This window comes from Nonomuraea sp. NPDC048881, from assembly GCF_040649795.1.
Classification (GTDB): Bacteria; Actinomycetota; Actinomycetes; order Streptosporangiales; family Streptosporangiaceae; genus Nonomuraea.
Genome location: NZ_JBEZGC010000002.1, coordinates 339,760 through 365,384, shown reverse-complemented (window position 1 = coordinate 365,384; position 25,625 = coordinate 339,760). Strand labels below are relative to the sequence as shown.

General features: G+C 72.2%; 22 protein-coding genes. 13 read left to right on the top strand and 9 right to left on the bottom strand.

Features of this window, described 5'->3' with window-relative positions; all coding sequences use genetic code 11:
- The first annotated feature begins 23 nt into the window (after positions 1-23).
- Positions 24-629: a copper resistance CopC family protein gene (locus AB0C33_RS07270; protein ID WP_358284540.1), complete on the top strand. Its 606-nt coding sequence runs from the start codon at positions 24-26 to the stop codon at positions 627-629.
- Positions 626-1,660 carry a CopD family protein gene (locus AB0C33_RS07265; protein ID WP_358284538.1) on the top strand — a complete coding sequence of 345 codons (1,035 nt, stop codon included), beginning with the start codon at positions 626-628 and terminating at the stop codon, positions 1,658-1,660. The genes AB0C33_RS07270 and AB0C33_RS07265 overlap by 4 nt, the downstream gene beginning before the upstream one ends.
- On the opposite strand, the gene AB0C33_RS07260 is transcribed toward AB0C33_RS07265, so the two are convergent.
- Complete coding sequence (locus tag AB0C33_RS07260; RefSeq protein WP_358284536.1) at positions 1,618-2,802, bottom strand: hypothetical protein; 1,185 nt, start codon at positions 2,800-2,802, stop codon at positions 1,618-1,620. The genes AB0C33_RS07265 and AB0C33_RS07260 overlap by 43 nt on opposite strands.
- Positions 2,803-2,871: 69 nt before the next feature.
- Positions 2,872-4,155, bottom strand: coding sequence for a cytochrome P450 (locus AB0C33_RS07255; RefSeq protein ID WP_358284534.1), 1,284 nt, complete (start codon positions 4,153-4,155; stop codon positions 2,872-2,874).
- A gap of 52 nt (positions 4,156-4,207) precedes the next feature.
- On the opposite strand from AB0C33_RS07255, the gene AB0C33_RS07250 reads away from it, so the two are divergent.
- The 3 genes from AB0C33_RS07250 to AB0C33_RS07240 are packed head-to-tail and all read left to right on the top strand — an operon-like array spanning position 4,208 to position 8,224.
- Positions 4,208-4,615: a PaaI family thioesterase gene (locus AB0C33_RS07250; protein WP_352321529.1), complete on the top strand. Its 408-nt coding sequence runs from the start codon at positions 4,208-4,210 to the stop codon at positions 4,613-4,615.
- Positions 4,616-4,661: 46 nt separating this feature from the next.
- Positions 4,662-7,379 (top strand): CocE/NonD family hydrolase, encoded by a 2,718-nt coding sequence (locus AB0C33_RS07245; RefSeq protein ID WP_358284532.1) that lies wholly within the window; start codon positions 4,662-4,664, stop codon positions 7,377-7,379.
- The gene (locus tag AB0C33_RS07240) at positions 7,376-8,224 is read left to right on the top strand and encodes an ABC transporter permease subunit (RefSeq protein WP_358284530.1); all 849 of its coding nucleotides are present in this window, start codon (positions 7,376-7,378) and stop codon (positions 8,222-8,224) included. Before AB0C33_RS07245 ends, AB0C33_RS07240 begins: the two co-directional genes overlap by 4 nt.
- Here AB0C33_RS07240 and AB0C33_RS07235 read toward each other — a convergent pair.
- Both AB0C33_RS07235 and AB0C33_RS07230 read right to left on the bottom strand, forming a co-directional pair.
- Positions 8,217-8,693, bottom strand: coding sequence for a VOC family protein (locus tag AB0C33_RS07235; protein ID WP_358284528.1), 477 nt, complete (start codon positions 8,691-8,693; stop codon positions 8,217-8,219). The two genes, AB0C33_RS07240 and AB0C33_RS07235, sit on opposite strands and share 8 nt — an antisense overlap.
- Before the next feature lie 166 nt (positions 8,694-8,859).
- Positions 8,860-9,186 carry a helix-turn-helix transcriptional regulator gene (locus tag AB0C33_RS07230; protein WP_358284526.1) on the bottom strand — a complete coding sequence of 109 codons (327 nt, stop codon included), beginning with the start codon at positions 9,184-9,186 and terminating at the stop codon, positions 8,860-8,862.
- An 88-nt stretch (positions 9,187-9,274) separates the two neighbouring features.
- On the opposite strand from AB0C33_RS07230, the gene AB0C33_RS07225 reads away from it, so the two are divergent.
- The 3 genes from AB0C33_RS07225 to AB0C33_RS07215 all read left to right on the top strand — a co-directional run bounded on the left by AB0C33_RS07225 (position 9,275) and on the right by AB0C33_RS07215 (position 12,582).
- Entirely contained in the window at positions 9,275-9,655 is a 381-nt protein-coding gene (locus AB0C33_RS07225) for a nuclear transport factor 2 family protein (protein WP_358284524.1), read from the top strand.
- 63 nt (positions 9,656-9,718) lie between these two features.
- Positions 9,719-10,054 carry an MBL fold metallo-hydrolase gene (locus AB0C33_RS07220; RefSeq protein ID WP_358284522.1) on the top strand — a complete coding sequence of 112 codons (336 nt, stop codon included), beginning with the start codon at positions 9,719-9,721 and terminating at the stop codon, positions 10,052-10,054.
- 479 nt (positions 10,055-10,533) lie between these two features.
- A complete protein-coding gene (locus AB0C33_RS07215) occupies positions 10,534-12,582 on the top strand; it encodes an ATPase (RefSeq protein WP_358284520.1) in 2,049 nt (682 codons plus the stop codon).
- A 10-nt stretch (positions 12,583-12,592) separates the two neighbouring features.
- Here AB0C33_RS07215 and AB0C33_RS07210 read toward each other — a convergent pair whose 3' ends face one another.
- Positions 12,593-13,513, bottom strand: coding sequence for a hypothetical protein (locus AB0C33_RS07210; protein ID WP_358284517.1), 921 nt, complete (start codon positions 13,511-13,513; stop codon positions 12,593-12,595).
- Between the two features lie 618 nt (positions 13,514-14,131).
- On the opposite strand from AB0C33_RS07210, the gene AB0C33_RS07205 reads away from it, so the two are divergent.
- Together AB0C33_RS07205 and AB0C33_RS07200 are read left to right on the top strand one after the other, a co-directional pair.
- Positions 14,132-15,031, top strand: coding sequence for a PAC2 family protein (locus tag AB0C33_RS07205; RefSeq protein WP_352359047.1), 900 nt, complete (start codon positions 14,132-14,134; stop codon positions 15,029-15,031).
- A gap of 35 nt (positions 15,032-15,066) precedes the next feature.
- Positions 15,067-16,107 (top strand): Gfo/Idh/MocA family oxidoreductase, encoded by a 1,041-nt coding sequence (locus AB0C33_RS07200; RefSeq protein ID WP_358284515.1) that lies wholly within the window; start codon positions 15,067-15,069, stop codon positions 16,105-16,107.
- A 21-nt stretch (positions 16,108-16,128) separates the two neighbouring features.
- On the opposite strand, the gene AB0C33_RS07195 is transcribed toward AB0C33_RS07200, so the two are convergent.
- Positions 16,129-16,911 (bottom strand): tyrosine-protein phosphatase, encoded by a 783-nt coding sequence (locus AB0C33_RS07195; RefSeq protein ID WP_358284513.1) that lies wholly within the window; start codon positions 16,909-16,911, stop codon positions 16,129-16,131.
- A 73-nt stretch (positions 16,912-16,984) separates the two neighbouring features.
- Here AB0C33_RS07195 and AB0C33_RS07190 point away from each other — a divergent pair, with 73 nt between their 5' ends.
- Positions 16,985-17,992, top strand: coding sequence for a hypothetical protein (locus AB0C33_RS07190; RefSeq protein WP_358284511.1), 1,008 nt, complete (start codon positions 16,985-16,987; stop codon positions 17,990-17,992).
- Positions 17,993-18,005: 13 nt separating this feature from the next.
- Here the strand turns inward: AB0C33_RS07190 and AB0C33_RS07185 are convergent, their stop codons facing one another.
- Together AB0C33_RS07185 and AB0C33_RS07180 are read right to left on the bottom strand one after the other, a co-directional pair.
- Positions 18,006-20,528, bottom strand: coding sequence for a tetratricopeptide repeat protein (locus AB0C33_RS07185; RefSeq protein ID WP_358284509.1), 2,523 nt, complete (start codon positions 20,526-20,528; stop codon positions 18,006-18,008).
- Positions 20,529-20,599: 71 nt separating this feature from the next.
- Complete coding sequence (locus tag AB0C33_RS07180; RefSeq protein WP_358284507.1) at positions 20,600-22,711, bottom strand: M6 family metalloprotease domain-containing protein; 2,112 nt, start codon at positions 22,709-22,711, stop codon at positions 20,600-20,602.
- Positions 22,712-22,821: 110 nt separating this feature from the next.
- Here AB0C33_RS07180 and AB0C33_RS07175 point away from each other — a divergent pair, with 110 nt between their 5' ends.
- Together AB0C33_RS07175 and AB0C33_RS07170 are read left to right on the top strand one after the other, a co-directional pair.
- On the top strand, positions 22,822-23,976 hold the full coding sequence (locus tag AB0C33_RS07175; protein WP_358284505.1) for a helix-turn-helix domain-containing protein: 1,155 nt from the start codon (positions 22,822-22,824) through the stop codon (positions 23,974-23,976).
- Positions 23,977-24,105: 129 nt separating this feature from the next.
- Positions 24,106-25,239 (top strand): hypothetical protein, encoded by a 1,134-nt coding sequence (locus AB0C33_RS07170; protein WP_358284504.1) that lies wholly within the window; start codon positions 24,106-24,108, stop codon positions 25,237-25,239.
- Here the strand turns inward: AB0C33_RS07170 and AB0C33_RS07165 are convergent.
- Positions 25,199-25,618, bottom strand: a complete 420-nt coding sequence (locus tag AB0C33_RS07165; protein WP_358284501.1) for a MarR family transcriptional regulator — start codon at positions 25,616-25,618, stop codon at positions 25,199-25,201. The genes AB0C33_RS07170 and AB0C33_RS07165 overlap by 41 nt on opposite strands.
- Between the last annotated feature and the right edge of the window lie 7 nt (positions 25,619-25,625).

The following is a 25,625-nucleotide window of genomic DNA, read 5'->3' as shown; positions in this document are numbered from 1 at the left end:
CGTTCGATGGAAGGTTTTGATCGGTGAGGCGGCTACTCACGGTCCTGTTGCTCGCGTGCGCCGCGGTCGGGTTCGCCCTTCCCGCGCAGGCGCACAACGTGCTGGTCGGCAGCGATCCGAAGGACGGCGCCACGCTGTCCGCCTCGCCCGCGCGGGTGACGCTGGTGTTCGACCAGGCGGTGCGCCAGGGCTACGCGCAGGTGGGCGTGACGGGGGCGGACGGCTCCTCGTGGGCCGACGGCGCGGCGGAGGTGGCCGCCGAGCGGGTCTCCGTCAAGGTCAGGCCGCTGCCCGCGGGCGGCTCGTACGTGGTGGGCTACCGGATCCTGTCCTCCGACGGCCATCCGGTGACCGGGAAGATCAGCTTCACCATGGCCGCCTCCGCCACCGGCGTCTCGGCCGGGCAGGCCGAGCAGGGCGACAGCGCCGAGGCGGCCGAGGCGGCGGCCAACGGCGGGGCCGGCATGGCCGTCGTGTGGATCGTGGCCGCGCTGCTGCTGCTGGCCGCGGGCACCGCCGTCGCCCTCCGCCGTGCCGCCCCGGCCCCCGAGCCCGCCTCTGCGGAGCCGGAGCCGAAGCCGGAATCGGCATCGGAGTCGGAGCCGGAGTCGGAGGGGACGCGGGCGTGACCGCGACCGTCTCCTCCCGTTCCGGGCAGCAGGTGGTGGGCGGGCGGCTCGTCACCGGCGCCTTCGTCGTGTGCGGGATCGTGGCCGCCGTGGCGGCGTCCACGTTCACCGCGCAGGAGTCCGTGCCGGGCATCCCCATGCCGGGGCCGGTCGTGGCCTACGGCCTGCCGGTCGTCCGGGTGCTGCTCGACCTGGCCGCCGTCGCCGTGGTCGGGCTGAGCCTGGTGCCCAAGCTGCTCGGCTTCGACGACCCCGACGCCACCGAGCCGGTGCTGCGCCGGGTGCGTCCGCTCGCCGTGCTGGCGGCCTGGGCGTGGGCGATCTGCGCGCTGCTCACCATCGTGTTCCAGACGGCCGAGCTCAATCCGGGGCGGGTGCCCACGTTCGGCCTGATCGCCTCCTACGTCGAGGAGGTCGGCACCGGGCAGGGGCTGCTGTTCAGCGCGGCGTGCGCGCTGGCGGCGGCAGGCATCGGGCTGATGGCGGTCAGGTTCGGCGAGAAGGTGCCCGCGGAGCTGCGGATCATTGTGGCGCTGTTCGGGCTGCTGCCCATCCCGGTCACCGGGCACGCGGTCAACTCCGTCTGGCACGACCCCATCATGATCTCGATGGAGATCCACGTGATGGGCGCGGCTGCCTGGGCGGGCGGCCTGGCCGCCACGGCCGTGTTCGTCGCCCCCCACCGGGGGCTGCTGGCCGTGGCGCTGCCGAAGTTCTCCAGGATGGCCACCGTCTGCCTGCTCCTGGTCTCGCTGTCCGGGCTGGTCACGGGGCTCGGCACGATGGCCCTCACGCCCGGCGTCGAGCTGCCCGGCGCGATCCTGACCAGCCACTACGGCGTGCTCGTGGTGATCAAGACGGCGCTGGTGGCGCTGCTGGTGCCGCTGGCGGCCCACATCCGCTTCCGCCTGCTGCCGGTGATCCGCCGCGGCGGGGCCACCGCCCTGGTGAGCTGGACGGCGGCCGAGGTGGGCGTGATGGGGCTGGCCTACGGGGTGGCGGTCGCGATCACCCGGGCCTCGATCGGCTGAGCTCGCCGGTCGCGCCGCCCGGCGAGCCATTCGGCGGCCAGCCAGGCGACCATCAGGCCGAGCCCGGCCCACAGGGCCGACGACGTGACCAGGGGCGGGGCTCCGTACAGGCCGGTCTGGCCCTTGATCGCGCCGTAGACCGGGCCCAGGGCCGCGTTCTGCGCGACCAGCGCGCCGTAGGCGCCGGCGGTCACCACGGCCGCCCCCACGACGGCGCGCACGGCCGGGACGCGCACCAGGAACGCCAGGTCCACCAGCAGGCCGGCCGCCACGAAGAAGAACGGCACCGCCGACGGCGGGAAGCCGCCGAAGGTGAGCAGCGGCCAGATCAGCGTGCGGAACCCGACGTACGCGCCGGCCACCAGCGTCGCCGCGCCGAACCTGCCGATCAGCAGCCTGGCCGCGACCAGCACCGACAGCCCGCCGACGACGGCGTAGACCGGGTAGAGGTAGTCGGGCACCGGCAGGGTGAACCCGGCCATCATGATCCGGTCGACCGGACGGCCCATCTGGTCGGCGGCGAAGCGCAGCAGGATCGGCTCGGCGTAGGTGGCCTGGTTGTCCCAGGCGCCGAGCGACAGGATGCCGTACTCCTGGTGCTGCTCGGGGAAGTGCACGTTCTCCAGGAAGAACGCGAGGAAGGCGCCCAGCACGACCGTGCGCTCCCGGCCGGGGGGCGCGCCCATGAACCAGCCCCTGATCACGCCCATGATCATGAAGAACGTTCCAACGTAGAGCATGATGTGCGACGGGCTCCACGAGGTGATGTCGAGCCCGTTGACGCGGTGGTTGATCAGGTCGAGCGGCACCGCGACGAGGAAGATCCCGGTTCCCCACTGGATGAGCCGCAGCGCCGCCTTGTCGACGCCGTAGCCGGTGTAGCCGTGGACGACGGTCAGCACGACGACGAGGGCGGTGCCGGCGGAGTTGAGCAGGTGGGGCGGGGCGAGGTCGTCGCGCAGCCATTTGAAGTGCCACGAGACGTCCCAGGCCGAGCCGAGGAGCTTGAGCGTGAGCGCCACCAGCCATCCGAAGTAGAGCACCCGGAACAGGTCTTGCGGCGTCTCGCGCCCCGCCTGGCCTCTGGTCCAGTACGGCAAGGCCCATGCTGCGGCCTTCTTGAACGATGCTGGTGACTTCACGGCGCAAATCTTACGGTCATCCGGCCCATCGGTCTCAGATGTCCCATTTGTCTGGATGGGCGGCGGCCTTCAGGCCGGGCGGCGGGTCAGGCGTACCGGGAGGTGTTTGAGGCCGTTCTGGAAGTTGGAGGTGAGGCGTACCGGGGGGCCGGCAAGTTCGACGTCCCAGGCGAGCAACTCGGCGAAGACCGCCCGGAGCTGGACGCGGGCGAGGTGGGCGCCGAGGCAGAAGTGCGGGCCGAACCCGAAGCTGACGTGGTCGTTGGGGGTGCGGGCGACGTCGAAGCGGTCGGGGTCGGCGAAGACGGCCGGGTCGCGGTTGGCCGAGGCGTGGTAGACGACCACCTTCTCGCCCGCCTGGATGCGCCGGCCGCCGAGCGTCAGGTCACGGGTGGCCGTACGGCGGAAGTCCATCACCGGGGGCCAGTGGCGCAGCATCTCCTCGACCGCGGACTCCAGCAACGACGGGTCGGCGCGCAGGCGGGCCAGCTCGGCGGGGTGGCGCAGCAGGCTGAGCAGGCCGCCGGGGATGCCGTTGCGCAGGGTCTCGTTCCCGGCGACGGCGAACAGGAAGAACATGTTCTCGAACTCGGCCCCGGTCAGGCCGCCCTTCCTCATGGCGGACATGACGGACTCGTGCGGGGTGTCGGCCAGGGCGTGGGCAAAGGCGAACATGTCCGTCAGCGCGGCCCTGGACCTGGGGTTCATGCCCGGTTCGAGCTCGGGACGGGCGGCGACCGCCAGCCGGCCCACGGGGGTCAGGGACTCGACCTCGGCCGTGGACAGGCCGGCGTAGTCGTCGTCCTGGTAGCCGATGACGCGGGAGGCCCAGTCGTACAGCAGCCGCCTGTCCTGCTCGGGCACGCCCATCACGTGGGCCAGCGTCCAGACCGGCAGGTCGGCGGCCACCTCGACGAAGTCGCACTCACCGGGCGCGAGCAGCGCGGCCACCCGGTCCTTGATCGTGCGTTCCAGGGCGCGGACCGCGCGCGGCGTGAAGGCGGCCGCCACGATCCGGCGCAGCCTGGAGTGCTCGGGCGGGTCCATGTTGAGCATCATCGACCGGACGAACTCCAGGTCGGCGGGGGTGTCGGGGTCGCGGATCTGGGTGGCGCCAAGGCGGGAGGAGAAGTCGTCGGGGCTGCGCAGCACCCGTTTGACGTCGGCGTGCCGGAACACGCCCCAGTAGCCGGGCCCCTCGCGCCAGGGGCCGACGGCCGGCTCGGGGATCCAGCAGACCGGGCTCTCCCGGCGGAGCCGGGCGTACAGGTCGTAGGGGACGTCCGCCGCGTAGGTGGACGGCAGGAACACCTCGGCCAGGTCACGCTCCTCCCCCTGCCTCGCGTTATCCACAGGACGCTCGCTCCGCTCCTCCGCCATGCCCTACAGCGTGCATGATGAGCGCGTGACTCCAGAAGACGCACAGGCGATTCTCCGGCAATACTTCGCTCCCTGGATCCAGGAGCTCGGGCTGCGGGTGGAGGAGGTGGGCGAGCGCCACGCCGTCGTCCGGCTCCCCTGGTCCGACTCTCTGGCCAGGGAAGGCGGCGGGTTGTGCGGCCAGGCGATGATGGCCGCCGCCGACACCGCCACCGTCGTCGCGATCTCCTCCGCCAGAGGCGGGTTCGTGCCGATGACCACCGTGCAGCAGTCGACCACGTTCCAGCGGCCGGTGGTGGGCCGCGACGTGCTGCTCGACGTGCGCGTCACCAAGCTGGGGCGCTCGCTGGCCTTCTCGGAGGTCACGCTGACGCCCGACGGCGACGGCGACCCGGCCGCGCACGCCTCGACCGTCTACGCGATCCTCGGCTGAGGGCCGTCTCAGGGATCTCTCAGGTGCGGAAAGTAGGCTCACCGCCATGAAACGTGTGGCCGCGCTGGTCGCGGTGCTCGCCGTCATCGGGGTGACGACGTGGCTGGTGTGGCCGTCCACCGCGGAGGCGCGCGGTCAGGACCAGCGGATCACGGTCGTCGACGGGCCCGCCGACGACCAGCGGGTGGAGCTCGACGCCACGTTCTTCCCGCCCGCCGGCGGCGGGAAGGCGCCCGCCGTGCTGGTCGCCCACGGGTTCGGCGGCAGCAAGCAGAGCGTCCGCCAGCAGGCCGCCCGCCTGGCCCAGGACGGCTACGCCGTGCTGACCTGGTCCGCGCGCGGCTTCGGCCGCTCCACGGGCGAGATCGCGCTCAACTCGCCCGACTACGAGGTCAAAGACGTCAAGCAACTCGTCGACTGGCTGGCCAGGCGGCCCGAGGTGGAACTCGACGCCGCCGGCGACCCGCGCGTGGGCATCACGGGCGGCTCGTACGGCGGGGCCATCGCCCTGATGGCCGCCGCCTACGACCAGCGCGTCGACGCCATCGTCCCGCAGATCACCTGGGCCGACCTGGCCGACGCCCTCTTCCCCAACGCCGCCGGGTCCGCCACGGGCCCGCAGGCCGCGATCGGGCAGGGCGTGGCCGACGGCGTCTTCAAGCGCATGTGGGCGGGCATCTTCTTCGGCCAGGGCGTCTCCCTCGACACCTTCGCCGCCCAGTCCCGCCGCGAGGCCGCCGCCCCGCTGACCGTCGAGCAGGCCAGGTGCGGCCGCTTCCTGCCGGCGATCTGCGCCATCTACCAGCAGGTCGCCGAAGACGGCCGGGCGACGCCCGAGGCCGTCGCGCTGCTGCGCAGATCCAGCCCGGTCACCGTGGCCGGCCGGATCAAGGCGCCCACCCTGCTGCTCCAGGGCCAGCGCGACTCCCTGTTCCCGCTCGCCCACGCCGACGCCAACGCCCGGGCCATCGCCGCCGCCGGCACGCCGGTGAGCATGGCCTGGTTCGACGGCGGGCACGACGGCGGCAACGGCGAGGCCGACTGGCTCCACGACCAGTCCTCGGCCTGGTTCGCCCGCCACCTCAAGCGCGAGGCCGCGCCCGCGGTGAGCGCGTTCACCGTCACCCGCGACGGCGGCCGCGACCCCGGCACCCGCCAGCGCATCAGGCTCCACCCCGAGGCCGCCGCCTACCCCGGCCTGGCCGGCACCGACACCGCCACGGTGCAGCTCGCCGGCCCCGAGCAGAACGTCGTCAACCCGCCCGGCGGCGCCCCCGCCTCGATCTCGACCGTTCCCGGCGTCGGGGGGCTGCTGAGCGGCCAGGGCGGCGGCGCGGGCGTGTCCATCGACATGCCCGGCCAGAGCGCGGCGTTCGAGTCGCCGCCGCTCACCGCCCCGCTCCAGCTCACCGGCAGCCCCACGGTCAAGGTCAAGGTGTCGGGCAAGGGCCAGGCGACCCTGTTCGCCAAGCTCTACGACGTCGCCGACGCCGTCCAGCCGCCCGCCCTGCCGGCGGGGCTGGTGGCGCCGTTCCGGGTCACGATCCCCGAGGGGGCCGGCTCGGCCGAGGCCACGGTCACCCTGCCGGCCGTCGACCACCGGTTCGCCGTGGGCCACCGGCTGCGGCTGGTCGTGACCACGACGGACATGGGGTTCGCGACCCCGGCCGAGCCCGCCGCGTTCGGCGTCTCCCTGGCCTCGCCCGCGCTGGCCGTCCCCACGGTCCGCACGCTCGCCGCGCCGCCGACCGGGGTGGACTGGTGGGTGTGGGCGATGCCGCTGGCCGCCGTACTCGCCGCCGCCGTCCTCCTGGCCACCGGCCGTCCCTCGGGCCGCAGCTCGGCTGCGAAGGCCGGCGTGAGCCCGAACGGCGACCGGGCGTCGGAGTCGCCGGGCGGTGACGATGGGCGAGAGTCGCCGGGCGGTGACGATGGGCGAGAGTCGCCGGGCGGTGACGATGGGCGTGAGTCGCCGGGCGGTGACGATGGGCGTGAGGCGCCGGGCGGTGACGGCGGGCGTGAGGTGCCGTTGGAGATCGTCGGGCTGACCAAGGCGTACCGCAACGGCGAGCGGGCCGTCGACGGGCTGTCGTTCCGGGTCGAGCAGGGCCAGGTTCTCGGCCTCCTCGGCCCCAACGGCGCCGGCAAGACGACCACGATGCGGATGATGATGGGCCTGATCCGCCCCGACTCCGGCGAGATCCGGATCTTCGGCGACCCCGTCACCCCCGGTGCGCCCGTGTTGTCCAGGCTGGGGTCGTTCGTGGAGGGCCCCGGCTTCCTGCCCCACCTGTCCGGCCGCGACAACATCGAGCTCTACTGGGCCGCCACCGGCCGCCCCGCCGCCGACGCCCACTTCGAGGAGGCGCTGGAGATCGCGGGCCTGGGCAAGGCGCTCGACCGCGCGGTGCGCACCTACTCCCAGGGCATGCGCCAGCGGCTGGCCATCGCCCAGGCCATGCTCGGCCTGCCCGACCTGCTGGTGCTCGACGAGCCCACCAACGGTCTCGACCCGCCCCAGATCCGGGAGATGCGCGAGGTGCTCAAGCGCTACGCGCGCGACGGCCGTACCGTCATCGTCTCCAGCCACATGCTGGCGGAGGTGGAGCAGACCTGCAGCCACGTGGTCGTCATGCACCGCGGCCGGCTGGTCTCCACCGGGCCCGTGTCGCGGCTGCTGAGCTCGGCGGCGGGCAACGGCAACGGGCACGGCGGTCCGCGCCTGGAAGACGTGTTCCTCGACCTCATCGGAGACAGATCATGACCGCCGCGCCCGGCTACGCGCCGCGCCGCACGCTGCCGCTGCGCGTGGAGATCGTCAGGCAGTTCAAGCGGCGGCGGACGCTGGTCATGTTCGGGCTGCTGCTGGCGTTGCCCTGGGTGCTGGTGATCGCGTTCCAGTTCGGGCCGCAGTCCGGCAACCAGGGGCAGTCGTCGGTGCGGATCAGCGACCTGGCCACCGCGAGCGGCCTGAACTTCGCCGCGTTCGCCCTGTCGGTGTCGGCGAGCTTCCTGCTGGTGGTGGCGGTCGCCCTGTTCTGCGGCGACACGGTGGCCGCCGAGGCCAACTGGTCGTCGTTGCGTTACCTGCTGGCCGCGCCGGTCCCCCGCGACCGCCTGCTGCGCCAGAAGCTGATCGTGGCGCTCGGCTTCTCGGCGGCGGCGGTGATCTGCCTGCCGCTGATGGCGCTGCTGGCCGGCACGGTCGCGTTCGGCTGGCACGACATCCAGGTGCCCGGCACCGGCGAGACGATCCCGGCGCTCGACGTGCTGCCCCGGTTCGGCATCGTGATCGGTTACGCCCTGGTCAGCCAGCTCGTGGTGGCGGCCCTGGCGTTCCTGGTCTCCACGGTGACCGACTCGCCGCTCGGCGCGGTGGGCGGGGCGGTGGGCCTGTGGATCGTGAGCACCATCCTGCAGGCGGTCGAGGCGCTGGGCACGCTGCGCGAGTTCCTGCCGACGTTCTGGAACAACGCGTGGCTGGACGCCCTGGCCCCCGAGCTCGACTGGAGCGGGATGGCCAAGGGCGCCTCGGTGTCGATCACCTATGCCGCGATCCTGATCGCCGTGGCCTTCCGCAGGTTCCGGCGCAAGGACGTGGTCAGCTGACGCCCTTGGCGGCGTCCTCCAGGCCCTTGATCTCGATCTTCCGCATGCCCAGCATGGCCTGCACGACCCGCTGGGCGGCGGCCGGGTCCGGCACGCTCATCAGCTCCTGCAGCGCCCTCGGGACGATCTGCCACGACAGGCCGTACCGGTCCTTCAGCCAGCCGCACTGCGACTCCTCGCCGCCGTCGGTGAGCCTGGCCCACAGGTCGTCGACCTCCTCCTGGGAGGCGCAGTCGACGTAGAGGGAGATCGCCTCGGTGAAGGTGAACTGCGGGCCGCCGTTCAGGGCGAGGAAGCGCTGCCCGGCCAGCTCGAAGGAGACCACCATGGCCTGCCCGGCAGGCCCGGGGGCGCCCTCGGGGTAGCGCTGGACCTCCAGGATGCGGGAGTCGGCGAAGATCGAGGTGTAGAACTCGGCCGCCTCTTCGGCCTGGTTGTCGAACCACAGGTAGGTCGTGATCTTCTGCATGTCGCCGGTCGTCCTTTCGAGACGTGTCGCGGGGGCCGGATCCGTGCCCGTCCCCTTCCTTTCATCGACGCGTCGAACGGGACGGGGGCGGATCGACACGCGTCCCGAAGAATTTTGAAAAAGGTCTGAGACGTCGCGGAAGGTCTTGGCGCCGGCACGGACGGCGTCAGGCGGAAGGTTCTGGGGCCGCCGTCCTGAAGAAGCGGGCGGTGACGTTCCGCGCCGAGGCCAGGTGCGGGTCCTTCAGCGGCCGTTCGCGGACGACGGGCGCGTGACCGGCCGCGACCAGCAGGCGGTTGCGTTCCCGCAGCGGGACCCCCAGATGCTCGGCCAGGCGCAGCACCATCGCGCTGCTGGGGATGGTCCGTCCCGTCTCCACGAAGCTGACGTGCCTGGCGGACACGTCCGCCTGGAGCGCCAGATCGAGCTGGCTGAGCCCCCTGCGGCGCCGCCACTCGCGCAGCGACTCGCCGATCGGCCGGTCCAGATTCACCCGGCGATTATCGTCGCCCCCTGCTGACCTGCGCGATTACATGCCATGTAATCGACACCTCCGGGCGAGCGCTGCGACGGTGTCCCCCATGAACGACAGCAGCACGACCACCCGCAACAAGCACCTGGTCCTCGACGGCTTCACCCGCTTCGCGGCCGGGGACATCGACGTGCTCCGCACACTCCTGCGCGAGGACTTCGTCGAGCACAGCCCGGGCAACCCGTCCGGGCGGGACGCGTTCATTGCCTACATCGCCAAGGCTCCCGTGGCGCGTGCCCGGCTCGACCTCAAGCGGGTCATCGCCGACGACGATCACGTGATGATCCACCACCTCATGACCACGGACGACGACCCGCGCGGCGTCGCCGTCGTCGACATCTGGCGGCTGGCCGGCGGGCAGATCGTCGAGCACTGGGACGTGGTGCAGCCGGTGCCGGAAGCGGCGCACGTTCCGCACGGAATGTTCTGAGGCGAGGCGCGTGCGGCAGACATCAACCCGTTCCACGATCGGCGCCCCGGCGCCGGAGGTCCCATGAAACTCGCTCCCCATCTGCACCGCCTCGGCAACGACGTCGTGGCCTGCCATCTCGTCGACACCGGCGAGGGCATCACGCTCATCGACGCCGGGCTGCCCGGCCACTGGCGGGATCTGCAGCGCGAACTCCGTTCCCTCGGCAAGTCCGTGGACGACATCCGGGGACTCGTCCTGACCCACGGCGACTCCGACCACCTCGGTTTCGCCGAACGCCTGCGCAGCGAGCACGGCGTGCCGGTGTTCGTGCACGCCGCCGACGCCGTCCGCGCCCGTACCGGGCAGAAGCCCAAGGTCGCGGTCGGGCCTGTGCGGCTCGGGCCGGCGACCGGGTGACGATCCTTTGAGACACGCCCTAATGGGGCGAGTGGGATTCGGCGGGATACAAAGTTACGTACCGGGATAGGGCGGGCCTGAGTGTGATGGGCCGGAAAGGGGAATCAGGCGGGCCGTTTCGGGAACGGCCGGGAGCCAGCAAGGCGGGCGCCCGGCCACAGGGCGGCGCGGGCGGCCAGGTCAGCCCCAGTGCGGAGGCTTGTTGTCGAGGTAGAAGGCGTCGGCGTCGGCTTCGCGCCAGTCGCCCCAGCCGAGATCGGTGTCGTCCGAAGTCTGCTCCGGGAGAAATTCGTCCACGGAAAACATGCTACCGAGACATACAAACCAACACCGGTCGTCTGCCCGGCTCCACGGACAGCCCTCGCGCCCGGCGGTACGATGCCAGGGCAGGTGTCGCCGATCCCCCGTGAGGCTGCGCATGGCCACCCCTACAGGCTGGCGGAGAGAAAGGCAATCTACCGGCGGAGCTCACCAGCTTCGTGGGGCGGACCCGGTTACTCGCCAACCTCAAGCGGCATCTCGCCGAGTCCCGGCTGGTGACCGTCACCGGCATCGGCGGGGTGGGCAAGTCGCGCACGGTGCTGCGGCTGGCGCACCAGGTTCGCACGCAGTACCCCGACGGCGTGTGGTTCGCCGACCTGGCCCGGCTGCAGGACGCGGGCATGGTCAAGCACACGATCGCCTCGGCGCTCGGCATCGCCGACCAGTCCTCGCGGGCGGAGTCGGAGTCGTTGTCGGAGTGGGTCGGCGAACGCGACATGCTGCTCATCATCGACACCTGCGAACACCTCGTGCAGGGCTGCGCCGAGCTGGTCCACGAGCTGCTGGAGGCCGCGCCCAACCTGAAGGTGCTGGCCACGAGCAGGCAGTCGCTGCACCTGCCGTACGAGCAGGTGGTGCCGGTGCCGCCGCTGGTGGTGCCCGGCGACGACCCGACGGAGAACCTGTTCACCAACGAGTCGGTGCAGTTGTTCGCGCTGCGGGCCGGGGCGGTCGTGCCCGACTTCCAGCTCGACGAGGACAACATCGGCGCGGTGGCCGAGCTGTGCCGCAGGCTCGACGGCATCCCGCTGGCGATCGAGCTGGCGGCGGTGCGGCTGCGCGCCCTGTCGGTGGAGCAGATCCTCGGGCTGCTGGCCGACCGGTTCAGCCTGCTGGCCGGCGCGAGCCGTACGGCGCTGCCGCGCCATGCGACGCTGCGGGCGGCGATCGGCTGGAGTCACGAGCTGTGCGAGCCCGCCGAGCGGCTGCTGTGGGCGCGGCTGTCGGTGTTCGCCGGCGACTTCGAGCTCGACGCGGCCAGGTTCGTCTGCTCCGACGGGCGCCTGCCCTCGGAGGACATCACCGATCTGGTCACCGGGCTGGTGGAGAAGTCGATCCTGATGATCAGGAGCCACCACTCCGGCGTCCGCTACAAGCTGATCGACACGCTGGCCGAGTACGGCGAGGAGTGGCTGGACAAGCTCGGCCAGGCCCAGCAGATGCGGCAGCGCCACCTGGAGTACTACCTGAGCCTGGCCCAGCGCAGCGAAGACGCGTGGTCGGGTCCGCGGCAGATCTACTGGTTCGTGCGCATGCGTCAGGAGCACGACAACGTGCGGGTCGCGCTGGAGCACGCGTTGTCCTCGTCCATGCGCAGCGGCTCGGCGCTCACGCTGCTGGCGTCGTTGTGGTTCATGTGGGTGTGCTGCGGTTTCGTCCGGGAGGGGCGGCTCTACCTCGAACGCGCGCTGGAGGCCAACCCCTCGCCGAGCAAGGAGCGCTGCAAGGCCCTGTGGGTGCTGTCCTACGTGCGCAGCGCGCAGGGTGACAGCGAGGGCGCGCTGGCGGCGGCCGAGCAGTGCAGCACGGAGGCCGTCCGGGTGGGCGACTCCAGGGCGGTGATCCTGGCCTCGAAGATGCAGGGCACGGCCGCGCTGCTCCAGGGCGACCTGCAGAAGGCCAGCGCGCTGCTGGGCGTGGCGATCGAGTTCAACACCGACAACAAGGAGCTCAACCCGGGCCTGCTGCCCGCGATCGTCGAGCTGTCGCTGGTGTTGTCGGCGCAGGGCGAGCTGTTCGAGGCCGAGTCGCTGCTCCAGGACTGCCTTCAGGTGTGCCGGGAGCGCGGCGAGCTGTGGGTCAGCTCGTACGCCCAGTGGGCGATGTCGCGCACGAGGCTCGCGACCGGCAGGCCGGGCGAGGCGCTGCACAACGCCCGCGAGGGCCTGCGGATCAAGCGGCACTTCCACGACACGCTGGGCACGCTGCTGGTGCTGGAGACGACCGCGCGCATCCTCATCGCGCTCAAGCAGGCGCCGACGGCGGCCAAGCTGCTGGGCGCGTTGCAGCAGAACTGGCGGACGGCCGGCCTGCCGCAGATGGGCGCCCCGTTCCTGACCGACGACCACGACGCGTGCGTCGAGGACTGCAAGTCGATGATGGGCGAGCTGGCCTACAAGAACGCCTTCGAGAACGGCGCCCGCCTCGACCTCGACGAGGCGTCCACGCTCGCGCTCGGCGACCTGGACGCCCCGGCCGAGGACTGATCCCGGGGCCTCACACGGCCTGCGGCCAGCGAGTGCCCTCCGGCCACGCGTGCACGTAGCGCGCGCTGCCGAGCGAGAACTCGATGTGCCCGCGTACCCAGTGCTCAAGGCCGCGGACGTACGCGCGGACGGGCGGCGGGGCCCACTTCTCCAGCGCCGCGCGCCGGTCGAGGAAGGCGGCGAGCGCCTGGTTGTGCATGTCGGAGACCTCCAGGAGGGCGTCCTGGAGGGTGAGGTTCCGGTGGGTGGCCAGCACGGTGACGAGGTTGTGCCGGGCCTTGTCGTTGTCGCACTCCTTGGCGTAGGAGAGCAGGTCGTTGTCCCAGCCGATGAGGTCGCAGGCCAGGTCCGACAACATCCGCACGTCGGGATGGTGCCACTCCTCGGCTTCGAGGCGGTAGCCGCCGCCGGCGTCGATGAGGGCGAAGCAGGTGTAGGTGGCTCCGGTGATGCGGCGCATCAGGATGTAGTCCTGCGGGGTGGGGATCAGGTCGGCCTCCCGGTTGGCCGCCTCCCAGATCTGGGCGAACAGGTACTCCTTGACCGTGATGCGCCACCGGTCCACCTGCGCCGGGGTGGAGGTGGAGACGATGCGGTGGAGGAGTTCGTTGAGGGCGAGCCCGAAGGGGTCGTCGTCGTCGGGCTTCCTGCGGTCGTCCAGGATCTCCAGGAGCGGCGGCAGGGCGCGGGCGAGCGCGGAGGCCCGGTGCCCCATCAGCTCTCCCTCGCAGAAGGCGTCGTCGAACGCGAAGAGCCAGTTGTACCAGTCGTTGATCAGCCGGAGGCTGTCGCGCGGCACCTCGGGGTTGGTGCGGGCGGCGAGCAGGCCGATCTTGGAACGCCGGAAGTGCTCGATGGTGTCGGCGTCCTTGAGCATGCTGGAGGCGGCCAGCCACGTATGGCTCTCCGCGTCGACCTCCGCGGCATGCACGTTGATCTCGTTGGGGAACGGGCATGGGAGCGGAGGGATGTGGAGCGGTCGCCTACTGAAGGAATGCGCAGAAGTTGCCACGCCCTTCAGCATGACGATCGGCTGTTCAAAAGGCCACACTCGACAACTTGGAGCCCTTTAATGCCTTTTTCACACTATGGATACCCCCAAGGGAACCGGTGGATAAACTGGGCATTTGCCAACATTGAGGCCGGGTCCAATGCCGACAGGACGCCGTCCCGCTGATCGGCTCCGGTCCACGGCACCGCTCTGACCACGGCCGACTCCTGCGTGAACCCGCCCCCCGGGAAGCGGCCCGCGCGCGCGGCCGCACGCGCGGCGGAAGCCGGATCGAGACGCGACGATCATTCACCGGGTTCCGCGCGACCATGATCGGTCGCCACCATCAGCAAAATGTCACCTTCGATGCTGGCGAGATTGACCGGAACGCCAGCCTCCGGAGTCGGCGGACGACATCCTGGAGCCGCCGCGTCGGCCAGGGCGGACCCCCGCCTCCGACCGGATGCCGGATTGGGCCTCGATAGGGTGCCTTGCGCGGAATCGATCCGACTCGCCATAGGTTCTGGGGAAGAGTACCTAGGGAAAGGCTGTCCAACCGTGTTCGACCCGAAGGATCTCTACAGGCTCGCAGACGACGCGCCCGAGCTGACTGATCCGGTGTTGCTGTACCACTTCGACGGTTTCGTCGACGCGGGCGGCGCCGGACGCCTCGCGCTGGGCCACCTGCTGGCCGAGCTGGAGCACCGGGTCGTGGCGACGTTCGACGTGGACCGGTTGCTCGACTACCGGTCCCGGCGGCCCATCATGACCTTCGACACCGACCGCTGGGTCGAGTGTGAGAGCCCCGAGCTCGCCGTCCATGTCGCCCATGACGCCACGGGCACGCCGTTCCTGTTGATGAGCGGCCCGGAGCCGGACCGGGAATGGGAGCTGTTCACCCGCGCGGTGGGAGAGCTGCTGGACCGGCTGAAGGTGAGCAAGATCGTCACGCTGCACGGCATCCCGATGGCGGTGCCGCACACGCGTCCGCTGGGCATCACCATGCACGCCAGCCGGCCCGAGCTGATCAACTCCCAGACCAGCGCCTTCGGCCGGGTCCAGGTTCCGGGGAGCGCGGCCGCGCTGCTGGAGCTGCGGCTGGGCGCGCAGGGGCACGACGCGGTCGGGTACGCGGTGCACGTGCCGCACTACCTGTCGCAGGCGGAGTACCCGACGGCGGCGGTGACCGGGCTGGAGGCGGTGACGCGGGGCACCGGCCTGGTGTTCCCGATGGAGGCGCTGCGCGACGCGGCCCACCGTACGACGGCGGAGATCGAGGAGCAGATCCAGGCGTCCTCGGAGCTGTCGACTGCCATCAGCGGGCTGGAGCAGCAGTACGACGCGTTCGCGGGCGGCACGGAGCGGCAGAACCTGATGGCCGAGACGACCCCGATGCCCACGGGCGACGAGCTGGCCGCCCAGTTCGAACGTTTCCTGGCCGAACGCGACGACGAGTGACGGGCGGCCCGGGCCGTACCGGTTAGCCTGGGCGGATGAGCGAGATCCGGGTCGGCCTGATCGGATACGGCACCGCGGGCGCGTACTTCCACGCCCCGCTCGTCCATGCCACTCCGGGTCTGCGGCTGTCGGCGGTCGTCACGCGCAATCCGGAGCGGCAGGCCGAGGTGGCCCACCGGTACGGCGCGGCCGGCGTGCCGGACGTGCGTGAGCTGTGGGAGCACAGCGACCTCGTGGTGGTCGCCTCCCCCAACCGCACGCACGTGAGCATGGCCGCCGCCGCGCTCGCCGAGGGCCTGCCCGTCGTCGTGGACAAACCGGTCGCCCGCACCGCCGAGGAGGCCCGCGAGCTGGTCCGGCTGGCCGAGCAGGCCGGCGTCATGCTGACGGTGTTCCAGAACCGGCGCTGGGACGGCGACTTCCGCACCGTGCGGCGGCTGATCACCGAAGGGCGGCTCGGCGACGTGCTGCGCTTCGAGTCGAGGTTCGAGCGCTGGCGGCCGGTGCCCAAGGGCGGCTGGCGGGAGACCGGCGGCGCGGAGGAGATCGGCGGCCTGCTCTACGACCTGGGCAGCCACCTGGTCGACCAGGCGTTGCAGCTGTTCGGCCCGGCGCACGAGGTCTACTGCGAGAGCGACGTGCGGCGGCCCGGCGTGGCCTCCGACGACGACACGTTCATCGCGCTGCGGCACGCGGGCGGGGTGCGTTCCCACCTGTGGGCCAGCTCGGTGGCGGCCCGGCTCGGGCCGCGGCTGCGGGTGCTGGGCTCGGCGGGCGCGTACGTCAAGCACGGCATGGACGTGCAGGAGGAGCGCCTGCGGTCGGGCCTGACCCCCGACTCCCCCGGGTTCGGCGCCGACGAGGAGAGCCGCTGGGGCCTGCTCGGCACCGACGACGACGCCCGGCCCGTTCCCACCGAGCCGGGCGCGTACCTGGACTTCTACCGCGGGGTGGAGCGCGCCCTGCGCGAGGGCGCGCCGCCGCCGGTCGACCCGCGCGGCTCGATCGACACGCTGGCCGTCATCGAGGCCGCCCACCTGTCGGCCGCCCGGCGCATGGTCGTCCACCTGGGCTGAAACCTGAGCCGATCGTGCCCATCAGTCGCGCAGGCGGGCGCGCAGGGCCGCGTCGTCGGCGTCGGTCCAGCCGTGGCCGCGCAGCCAGCCCATCGGGCCGTCGAAGCGGTCGTCCAGCACCTTGAGGAACTGCTCGATGTAGCGGGCCCGGGGCCTGTGGTCGTCCGCCGGGCGGGAGTCGAGGTCGTCCCGGTAGGTGTCGCTGGCGCGCAGGCGCTTGAGTATCAGCTCCAGGCGCTCGCCCGTGGCCACGTAGTCCCGCACGATGGCCTCGCGGGTGGCCCCGGCGACCTCCAGCGCCAGCGCCGACAGCACGCCGGTGCGGTCCTTGCCCGCCGCGCAGTGCACCAGCGCGGCGCCGTCGTCGAGGGCCATGGCGCGCAGGGCCGCCACGACGGCGTCCGGACGGTCGCGCAGGTAGCCGAAGTAGAAGCCGGTCACGCGCAGCTCCTCGTCGACGTCCCGTTCCTGCCAGGGCAGCACGCGGTCGCCGTCGATGGAGTCGGCCTCGACGTCGGTGTGCCTGCCGCCCTCGGCGAACAGCGTCAGATGGTGGTGGGTCACCTCCGGCACCCGGGTGAGCGGGCCGGGGCCCTCCAGGTTGACCTCGGCGGTCGAGCGCAGGTCCACGACGCGGCGCAGGTTCAGCTCGCCCACCAGGAGCGACACGTCCGCCGGGGTGAGGCCCTGCAGGTTGTCGGCTCGGAAGATCCGGCCGCGGCGGGTGAGCCCGCCGTCACGGGTGGGAAGTTCGCCCAGGTCACGTACGTTGACGGCGCCTTCCAGATCGATCCATCTTGTCATCTCATCCATTACTTCGACCTTATATGTCGGCCAATCATGAGCGGATTCCTTGTTCATAACGCAGCATGAACGTATGGATCCACGCGCGCTGCCTCCCCGGCTGGTGATCGATCCATCGCTGCCCCCGGACGTCTCGGTCGAGTTGCGGTCGAGCCCGCACATCCTTCATATGGCCCGTTCCGGCAGGCGGATGGATCCCAGTTTCAGCCCCGCCCTGCTCTTCGCGCTTCCGGCCCTGCTGGTGATGGTCCTGATCGTGACCAGCAGCCTTGAGGTCGTCTTCGTGGCCGGGCTCGGCATGGGGCTGATCGCCCTGATCCGGTGGATGGCGTTGGACAGCTCCCACCGGATCGTCAAACGACGACTACGACTCGCCACCACCCACGCCGACCACTACGTCCTGCCCGAGGACCTCGACCGTCCCTGCCAGGTGCTGCTGCGCCGCGCCCAGGACGCGGCCACGGCCGTGCTGAACTCCAAGGTGCACAAGGCCGGGCTGATCGACTCGGCGGAGAACCAGGTGTCGCTGCCCGAGGAGGTCTGGCAGATCGCCCACCGGCTGCGGCGGCTGTCGTCGATGCACGCCGAGCAGGGCAGGCTCATCCCCCGCGAGCTGCCGCCGGGCATGGAGGACGCCTTCAAGCCGTACACCAGCGCCCTCGACGCCGCCTGGACCTCGCTCTCGCACCGCGTACGCCACCTGGAGAAGTACGCCAAGCAGGTGCTCAAGGCCGACAAGGTGTACCACGCGCACAGACGCCTGGAGGCGCTGGCCGCCAAGACCCCCGAGTACCAGCAGCTCCTCGCCGACACCGTACGGGACGAGCTCGCGCACGAGCGCATCAGGGAGCTGTCCGACCAGGCGGCCCACGTGCGCAAGCTGTTCGAGGAGAGCGTGCTGCAGGCCAGACAGGCGGCGGGCGAGCTGCTGAGAAGCCCCTTCAGCGACGCCTACGGCACCGGCGCGCTCGGCCCCCGCACCGGCGGGCAGGACCGCGCCGCGCACCGCACGACCGGCCCGCGTGACCGGCACGATCGTGGCGCGACCGGCCCGCAGCGGCACCCCTCGCGCGACTCCTGACCCCCGCGGGCGGTCAGGGCCGGGCCTGCCGCAGGAGCTCCAGGGTGCGGCGCATGCCTGCCTCGTTCCCCAGGCTGCGGTAGATCTCCCTGGCCTGCTCCAGCGGCCCGACCGCCGCGTCCGGCCCGCCCCCGTCGAGGTGCGCCTCGCCGAGGTAGCGCAGGCTCCTGGCCATCCACCAGCGGTCCTCCAGCTCCTGGAACCCGCGTACGGCGCGGCGCAGCTCGTGCTCGGCCTCCCCGATCCGGCCCAGCCGGGCCAGGGCGCGCCCGGCCGACACCGCGGTGCGCGCCACCCCCCACGAGTCGCCGAGCGCCACCAGGATCTCCTCGGCCCGCCGGACGTACTCCAGCTCCCGCAGCCCGCCCGCCGGATCGCCCACCTCGCCCGCGGCGCGCAGGCAGCGGGCCTCCTCCCACAGCTCGCCGCGCTGCCGGAACATCTCGGCCGCCCGGTCGAGACTGAACCCGGCCCGGACGAACAGGGCGTCGGAGGCCCGGTGGTCGCCGGCCCGGCGCTCGCCGCGCGCCTGGGCGGCCAGCACCTCACCGTAGACGCGCAGGGTCTGGGCCTCGGAGTAGCGGTTGCCCGCCCGCTGGAAGATCTCCAGGGCGTCTTCGAGCAGGTCGCGGGCCTCCTCGGGACGGCGTTCCGCCATGCGCATCTCGGCCAGGTTGCGCTGGGTGCGGGCCATCCACCACAGGTCGTCCTCGCCCTTGAACGCGGTGATCGCCCCGATCAGGTAGTCCTGGGCGCGGTCGAGGTGCCCGCCGCTGATCAGGGTCATGCCGACCGTGCGCCTGGCCCTGGCCGCCCACCAGGTCTCGCCGAGGTCGCCGAAGATCTCCAGCGCCTGCTCGGCCTCGCGCAGAGCGCGCTCGCGCAGGCCCATGCCGCCGCGCACGATCGCGCTGTTCAGCAGCGCGATGGCCAGCGCGCGCCGGTCACCGGTACGCCGGCCCGCCTCGCAGCCGATGTCGGCGACGTCCGCCCAGTCGGCCCAGTAGGCCCGCAGCGAGTGACACAACGAGCAGAACGCCCTGCTCAGCCCCCAGGTCAGCTCCCAGAGCCGGAGCTGCGCGGCCAGGTTGATCATGGCGAGCAGGGACAGCCGCTCGGCGTTGAGCCAGTCGCCCGCCCCGAGCTGGCCCTCCGCGTCGGCGCGCCGGCCGCCCTTGCTCCAGTCCTGCGGCCAGCGGTTCTGGGCGGCCTCCTCGGCCCGGCGGCGGTAACCGTGCAGGACGCGCTCGACGGCGGCCCTGCGGCGTTCCTCCTCGTCCTGGCCCGCCAGCTCGGCGGCGAACACCCGGACCAGGTCGTGCAGGCGGTAGCGCATCGCGCCGGTCTGGTCGGTGCCGGAGCACTCGGCCAGCTGGGCGTCGATCAGCGCTTCGAGCTGGTCGGCGCCGTCGAGGCCGGAGATGTCGAGCAGCTCGCCGGCCACCCAGCCGGGCACGTCGGGCGCGGGCAGCGCGCTGAGCAGGCGCAGCAGGCGGCGCTGGATGCCGGTGCAGTCGTCGTAGCTGAGCTGCACGGAGGCCCGCACGCTCTTGTCCACGCCCTGGGCCACCTCCAGCTGGTCGAGACGGCGGCGCTCGTCGGTCAGCCGCCCGGCCATCTCGCGCATGGTCCACTGCTCGCGGGTGGCCAGCCGGCCGCCGCAGATGTTGATCGCCAGCGGCAGGTGGTCGCAGAGCCGGACGATCTCCTTGGCCGACTCCAGGTCGTCCACGACCCGCGCGCCGCCGGCCAGCCGGGCCAGCAGCTCCACGCCTTGCGCCTCGGTGAGCACGCCGAGCCGGGTGTCGTGGGTGCCGTCCAGGAACAGCGGGGAGCGCGAGGTGACCAGCACCGCGCAGCCCGGCTCGGCCGGGATCAGCGGTTTGACCTGGGCTGCGTCGTGGGCGTTGTCCAGGCCGATGAGGATCTTGCGGCCCTTGGTCCAGGTCAGCCAGAGGGTGCGCAGCTCGTCGAGGCCGCCGGGGTCGGTGGCCAGGCGCACGCCCAGGCCGCGCAGGAAGCCGATCAGCACCTCCTCGGGGCGTACCGGGGCGTCGACGCCGCTGCGCAGGTCGGCGTGCAGCCGGCCGTCGGGGAACCAGTCGGCGACCTCCTGCCCGAACCTGGTCATCAGCGCCGACTTGCCGACGCCGCCGCGGCCGTACACGGAGACGACCAGGGGCGGGGACAGGTCGGAGGACTTGCGGCGGGCGGCGAAGACCTCGCGCAGGGTGGCGAGGGAGTCGGCGCGCCCGGTGAAGTGCTCGGGCACGGGCGGCCACTGGTCGGGCGGCCGTACGCCGGGCTCGGGCGCGGGCGCGGCGCGCCGCCGGGGCGTGGCCTCGGTGGTGGCCCACGTGGTCACGCCGACGAGCAGCGCCGCCGCGAGCGTCACGCCGATCTTGGCCATCGGCGGGATGTCCCACTCCAGCGAGGCGGCCAGCACACTGGCGGCGCCGGCCGCGAGCCCCGCCGAGACGGGCGCTGCCCATGTGACCCGCTTACGGCGCGGTTTGTCCGGTAAGTTTCCCGGCACCGAACACCCCCTTCCGGGGGTGATTCAAGCCGATGGGGCACGGCGAGCGCCAGCCGTACCCCATCGTTCCGCTACAGGCCGATCACGTGGCAGGTGGCCGTGGCGGTCTTGGTCGGGTCGCTCTCCGAGACGGCGGTGAGCTTGACGCGGGCCAGACGGTCGCCGCCGGGCGCGCGCACCGCGTTGACCGTCACCGGCGCCTGCTTGCCGAAGGCGACGGAGGCCAGGGCGTTGGGCACCTGGGCGGTCCAGCCCTTGCCCTGCACCTCGGCCTTGACCCGGTAGACGTCGGAGTCGAGGTAGGCGCTGACGTCCTCGGGGTGCTGCCCCTGAGCGGGGGCCGCCTTGCCGGTGTTGAACACCGGGAACGTGCAGGTGGAGACGTTCTTGCCGGTGGGGACGCCGGCCGCGGGCAGCACCCGCACGCCGCGCTTCTGCGGGCCCGCGCCGTCCAGCGACCGGATGGCGACGGTGTAGGACAGTTCGCCGTTCCGGTTGCGCTTGAGGTCGGTGACGTAGAAGTGCAGGCGGTTGGCCTGGTCCACGTACTCGTACTCGCTGCCGGAGTCGGTCCCGGCGTGGAAGAGGGCGTCGGAGAGCTGGCGGTAGTCGCCGACGGTGATCGGCACCTTGGTCCCGTCGGGCATCACGTAGTCGGTCATGCCGATGTCCTGCGGGTTGGCGTCGATCACCCACTCGAACGGCGCCCGGTCCTCGTTCTTGGTCTTGGCCAGGAGCACGCCGGAGTCGGGGGTGAAGGAGTCGGAGCCCATCCGGTCCACGACCTCGACCGTGTAGTTCTGGTAACCGCCGCGGTCGCACAGCGGGTCGGTCGCCGGGCAGGTGCTCTTGTCGCCGGGGGCGTCGAAGGAGATGTTGACGCCCGACAGGTCGTTCTGCCCCGGGCGCACGGCGCGGGCCAGGATCTTGGCCGTGACCAGGCCGGACTCGTCGAGCGCCTCACGCGACAGGCGCAGGACGTTCTGCTCGTCCACCATGCCGAGCTTGAGCTTGTTGCGCAGCATGTGCTGGGCGCCCATGGACGCGCCCGCCGTGGGCGGGATCAGCCAGCGGGAGTGCGGTCCACCTGGGCCGTTGAAGCTGCCGCGGCTGAGCATCTCCCAGACGCCGGTGTACGCCCGGACCGGCGGCACCCCGTACGGGTTGTTGTAGTTGTCCAGCACGCCGAGGATGTGGCTGAACTCGTGGGCGTAGACGGCCATGCCGGAGCTCTCGGCCTGGACGGAGTCGACGCCGATGTTGGCGTTGGGCCAGAAGTTGGAGGCCGCCTGCCAGGAGGACCAGTCGACGTAGCGCGTCTTCAGCCAGTTGGGCAGGGCCGGGTCGGGCGGGCCCCACTCGTCGGGCACGTCCTCCTTGGTCGGGAACTTCATCATCCCGAACTCCTGCCAGGTGGACGACTCGTCCTGGCCTGCGCTGAGGTAGAAGATGAAGTCGTACTGCTTGGCGACGTCCTCGCCGACGGCGTTGATCCAGGCGTTGTGGCCGTCGGTGCGCAGGTTCTTGTTGCAGGTGTCGCCCGCCGGGCAGCCCGAGGTGCCGTTGAAGCCGGGCTCCAGCGCGTACTCGTGGTCCTTGCCCGGCATCGTGTACGGGCCGAACCCGGTCAGCTCGACGCCGTACCGGCCGCCGGAGTCCTCCATCCAGTACTCGTGGATGGTGTGGCCCTTGTTGAGGTCGTTCGGGGTGTTGAGGAAGTCCTGGTAGAACTTGGCCACCTGGTCGCGCGGGACGTCATGCGCCTCGGCGCTCGGGTTGGCGTAGATCGTCGAGCCCTTGGGCTGGGTGACGACGAACGCCTGGTTGGGGTAGTCGAGCAGCACCAGCGCGCCCTTGAAGGTGCGCTTGGAGCCCTTGACGGCCGGGTCGTTCCAGTTCGTGCCCGGAGGCTTCTTGTAGTCCGCCCACGTCATGTGGTCGGGGTTCTCCCAGTTCTGCGGGTCGAGAGGCGTGAGGCCGCCGGGAGGACGGGCGCGCAACGTCTGGGCGTCGGCCGATTCGTCCTGCTGCCAGGGCTGGGTCTGCGGCCAGTGGTTCTGCCGCCAGGGGTACTCGGGATCGACGGTGGGGGGTGCTGCGGAAGCAGGGGTCGCCATCAGGCTCACCGGGAACAGCACGATGGCCGCCAGCAAACCCTTCAGCAGCTTCTTCGGGGCATTCACGGATTGACGGTATAGACGTTATTGACGGAGATCACCGATCAGCTGTAGGGAAGACGTGTAGCAACCCTTCCGACATTTGTCGAAATGTCCAGCGTGACCTAGGTGGAGCTGTGGCGGATCTCCAGCGGATCGTGGACGACCTCGCCGTGCGCCTCGGGCGTCCCCTCCTGCTGGAGGACCGCGTGCAGCGCGTGATCGCCTACAGCGAGCAGAACGGCGCCATGGACGACATCCGCCGCGACTCCATCCTGCGCCGGCACACCACCCCCGAGGTGCGCGAGTGGCTGCGGGCGGCCGGCGTGCACGAGGCGCAGGCCCCGCTGCGCACGGCCGGCGCGCCGCACCTGGGCCTGCTGCCACGCGTGTGCGTCCCGCTGCGGCACTCCGACGGCCTGCTCGGCTTCCTGTGGTTCATCGACGCCGAGCCGGCCATGTCCGAGGAGAAGGTGGCCGAGGCCGTGGCGGCCGTCCCCGGGCTGGCGCTGGCGCTGTTCCACGAGAGCCTGGCGACCGGGCTGGCCTCCCACCGGGAGCTGGAGGCGGTCACCGGGCTGCTGCGCGGCGAGCGGGACGCGGCCAGGCAGCTCATCGAGGCGGGCGCGTTCCCACAGGGCCAGCCGGTGACCGTGCTGGTGGCCCGGCCCCGCTCGGCCGAGCCCGACGAGGGCCTGCGCCTGGCGCTCGAACAGGGGCTGCTGGCGCTGCGCCGGCGGCTGAGCGGCCACCACCCGCTGCACCTGGTGCGCTACGACCACGCCGTGCTGCTCACCGCCGGGCCGCCGGTCCCGCCCGACGAGCTGCACGCGGCCATGCCGGTGCCCGTGGTGGTGGGGGTCGGGCGCACCCGGCTCGAACTGGCGCAGGCGGCCGGGTCGTACGCGGAGGCCCGGCACGCGGCGGAGGTGACCGCGCGGGTGCCGGGGCTCGGACGGTCGGCCGAGTGGGCCCGGCTCGGCGTCTACCGGATGCTCACCCAGCTCGCGGACCAGGAGGTGCATCCCGGGCTCGACGGGCTGCTGGCCGACGAGCAGTACCTGCCGCTGCTGGAGACGCTGGAGACGTACCTGGACCTGGCGGGCAGCGCGGTGGCGACGTCCCGGGCGCTGCGGCTGCACCGCACCTCGCTGTACTACCGGCTGCAACGGGTGGAGGAGCTGGCGCGTACGGACCTCAAGGACGGCGGCGAGCGGCTGGCCCTGCACCTCGGCCTGAAACTGGCCCGGCTGTCCGGCCGCTACCAGCCCCGGGACGCCCGCGGCGACTGATTGCCTTCACCGCCGCCGCTCGCGTTTAATGCCAAAAGGGCAAATCCGACGGGAGCGCCGATGCCGGGTGCGAAGCGTGCTGCGCGGGTTCCAGGGCCGTTTCCGGGGAGGCGTGTGCCCTCGCGCGTCGTGGCCCATTCCGCTCCGCTGGTGCTACCGGTCTGCGCCGAGCCCGTGCGCGACGGGACGGTGGTGATCAGGGGCGGGCGGGTGCTCCAGGTGGGCTCGCGGGCCGAGCTGCTGTCCCGCTTCCGCGTCGCGGAGGAGGTCCGCTGGCCGGGCATGATCGTGGCCGGGCTGGTGGACGCCTGCTGCGCGCCGACGCCCCCGGGCCACGGCGTCACCACGCGGGCCGCCGTGGTGTCCGACCCCGCCGATCTCGCCGGCGTTCCCGGCATCTCGTACGTCGAGGCGTCCAGCGCCGGCGAGCAGGAGTGGGAGGAGCACGACCGGGACGCGCTGATCACGGCGCTGCGCGAGGTGGACCGGCCGTGCCCGGTCGGCATCGCGGCCCGGACCCGCGACCCCCACGTGCTGGAGGACGTCGCCGTGCTGGCCAGGACGTTCGGCCTGCGGCTGCTGGCCGGGCTGGACCGGCACTCGCCCATGGCCCTGGACGAGGCCGGCGCGCTCGGCCCCCACTGCCACGTGGCCTGCGCCCGCCCGCTCGACCCCGGCGAGCGCAAGCTGCTGCGCCTGCGCCGCAGCGTGGTCGCGATCTGCCCGCCGGGGCAGGAGCAGGCCGCCGACGTGCTGGCCCTGCTGGAGGAGGGCAACAGCCTCGCCCTGGGCAGCCACGCCCTGGGCCACCACGCCCTGGGCCACCATGCCCTTGGCCACCACGCTCCGGGCCAGCACGCTCCGGGCCAGCACGCTCCGGGCCAGCACGCTCCGGGCCACCTCGACCCGGGCGGCCTCGACCCGGCCGGCACCGGGCTCGGCGACCTGCTCGGGCCGGGCGACCTGCTCGGGCTCGCGGCCGGTGTCCGGCGGCGGGCCCGGGAGCTCGGACTGCGGGTGCGAGGGCTGGACCGCCGCCTGGTCGAGGCCGCGACGCTGGGCGGGGCGCGGGCACTGGGACTGGACGCCGGGCCGGGCCGGATCGGCTCCCTCGGGCCGGGCAGCCGGGCCGACTTCGCCGTCTTCGACGCCCGCGGACGCTACCCGTACTCGGCCCTGATGGCCCGCCCACCCTGCCTGGCCACGGTCGTCGGCGGCGCGGTCACCGGAACTGGCCGTCCACCGCGCCGAGCAGATCCCTGAGCTGGTCGCGCTGCTCCTGGGACAGCACCGCGAACAGGCCCTCGCCGGCCTCCCTGCGCGCGTCCCTGGCCCGTTCGGCCATGGCCCGGCCCGCGTCGGTGATCACGACGAGCGTCGAGCGGCGGTTGGCCGGATCGACCTCCCTGCGCACCAGCCCGGCCTCCTCCAGCGCGTCCACGACGGGCGTCAGCGAGCGCGGCACGATCCGCAGCTCGTCGGCCAGTTGCACCATCCGCAGCGGCCGGCCGGCCTCGCCGAGCGCGCGCAACGCCCGAGCCTGCCCCGGATTGAGCCCGAGCGGCACCAGCCGATGCACGTATCCGTGCCGCAGACGCCTGCTGACCAGGTGCAAGAGCTCCGCGAGCTCCTTCTCTCCCATACCGACG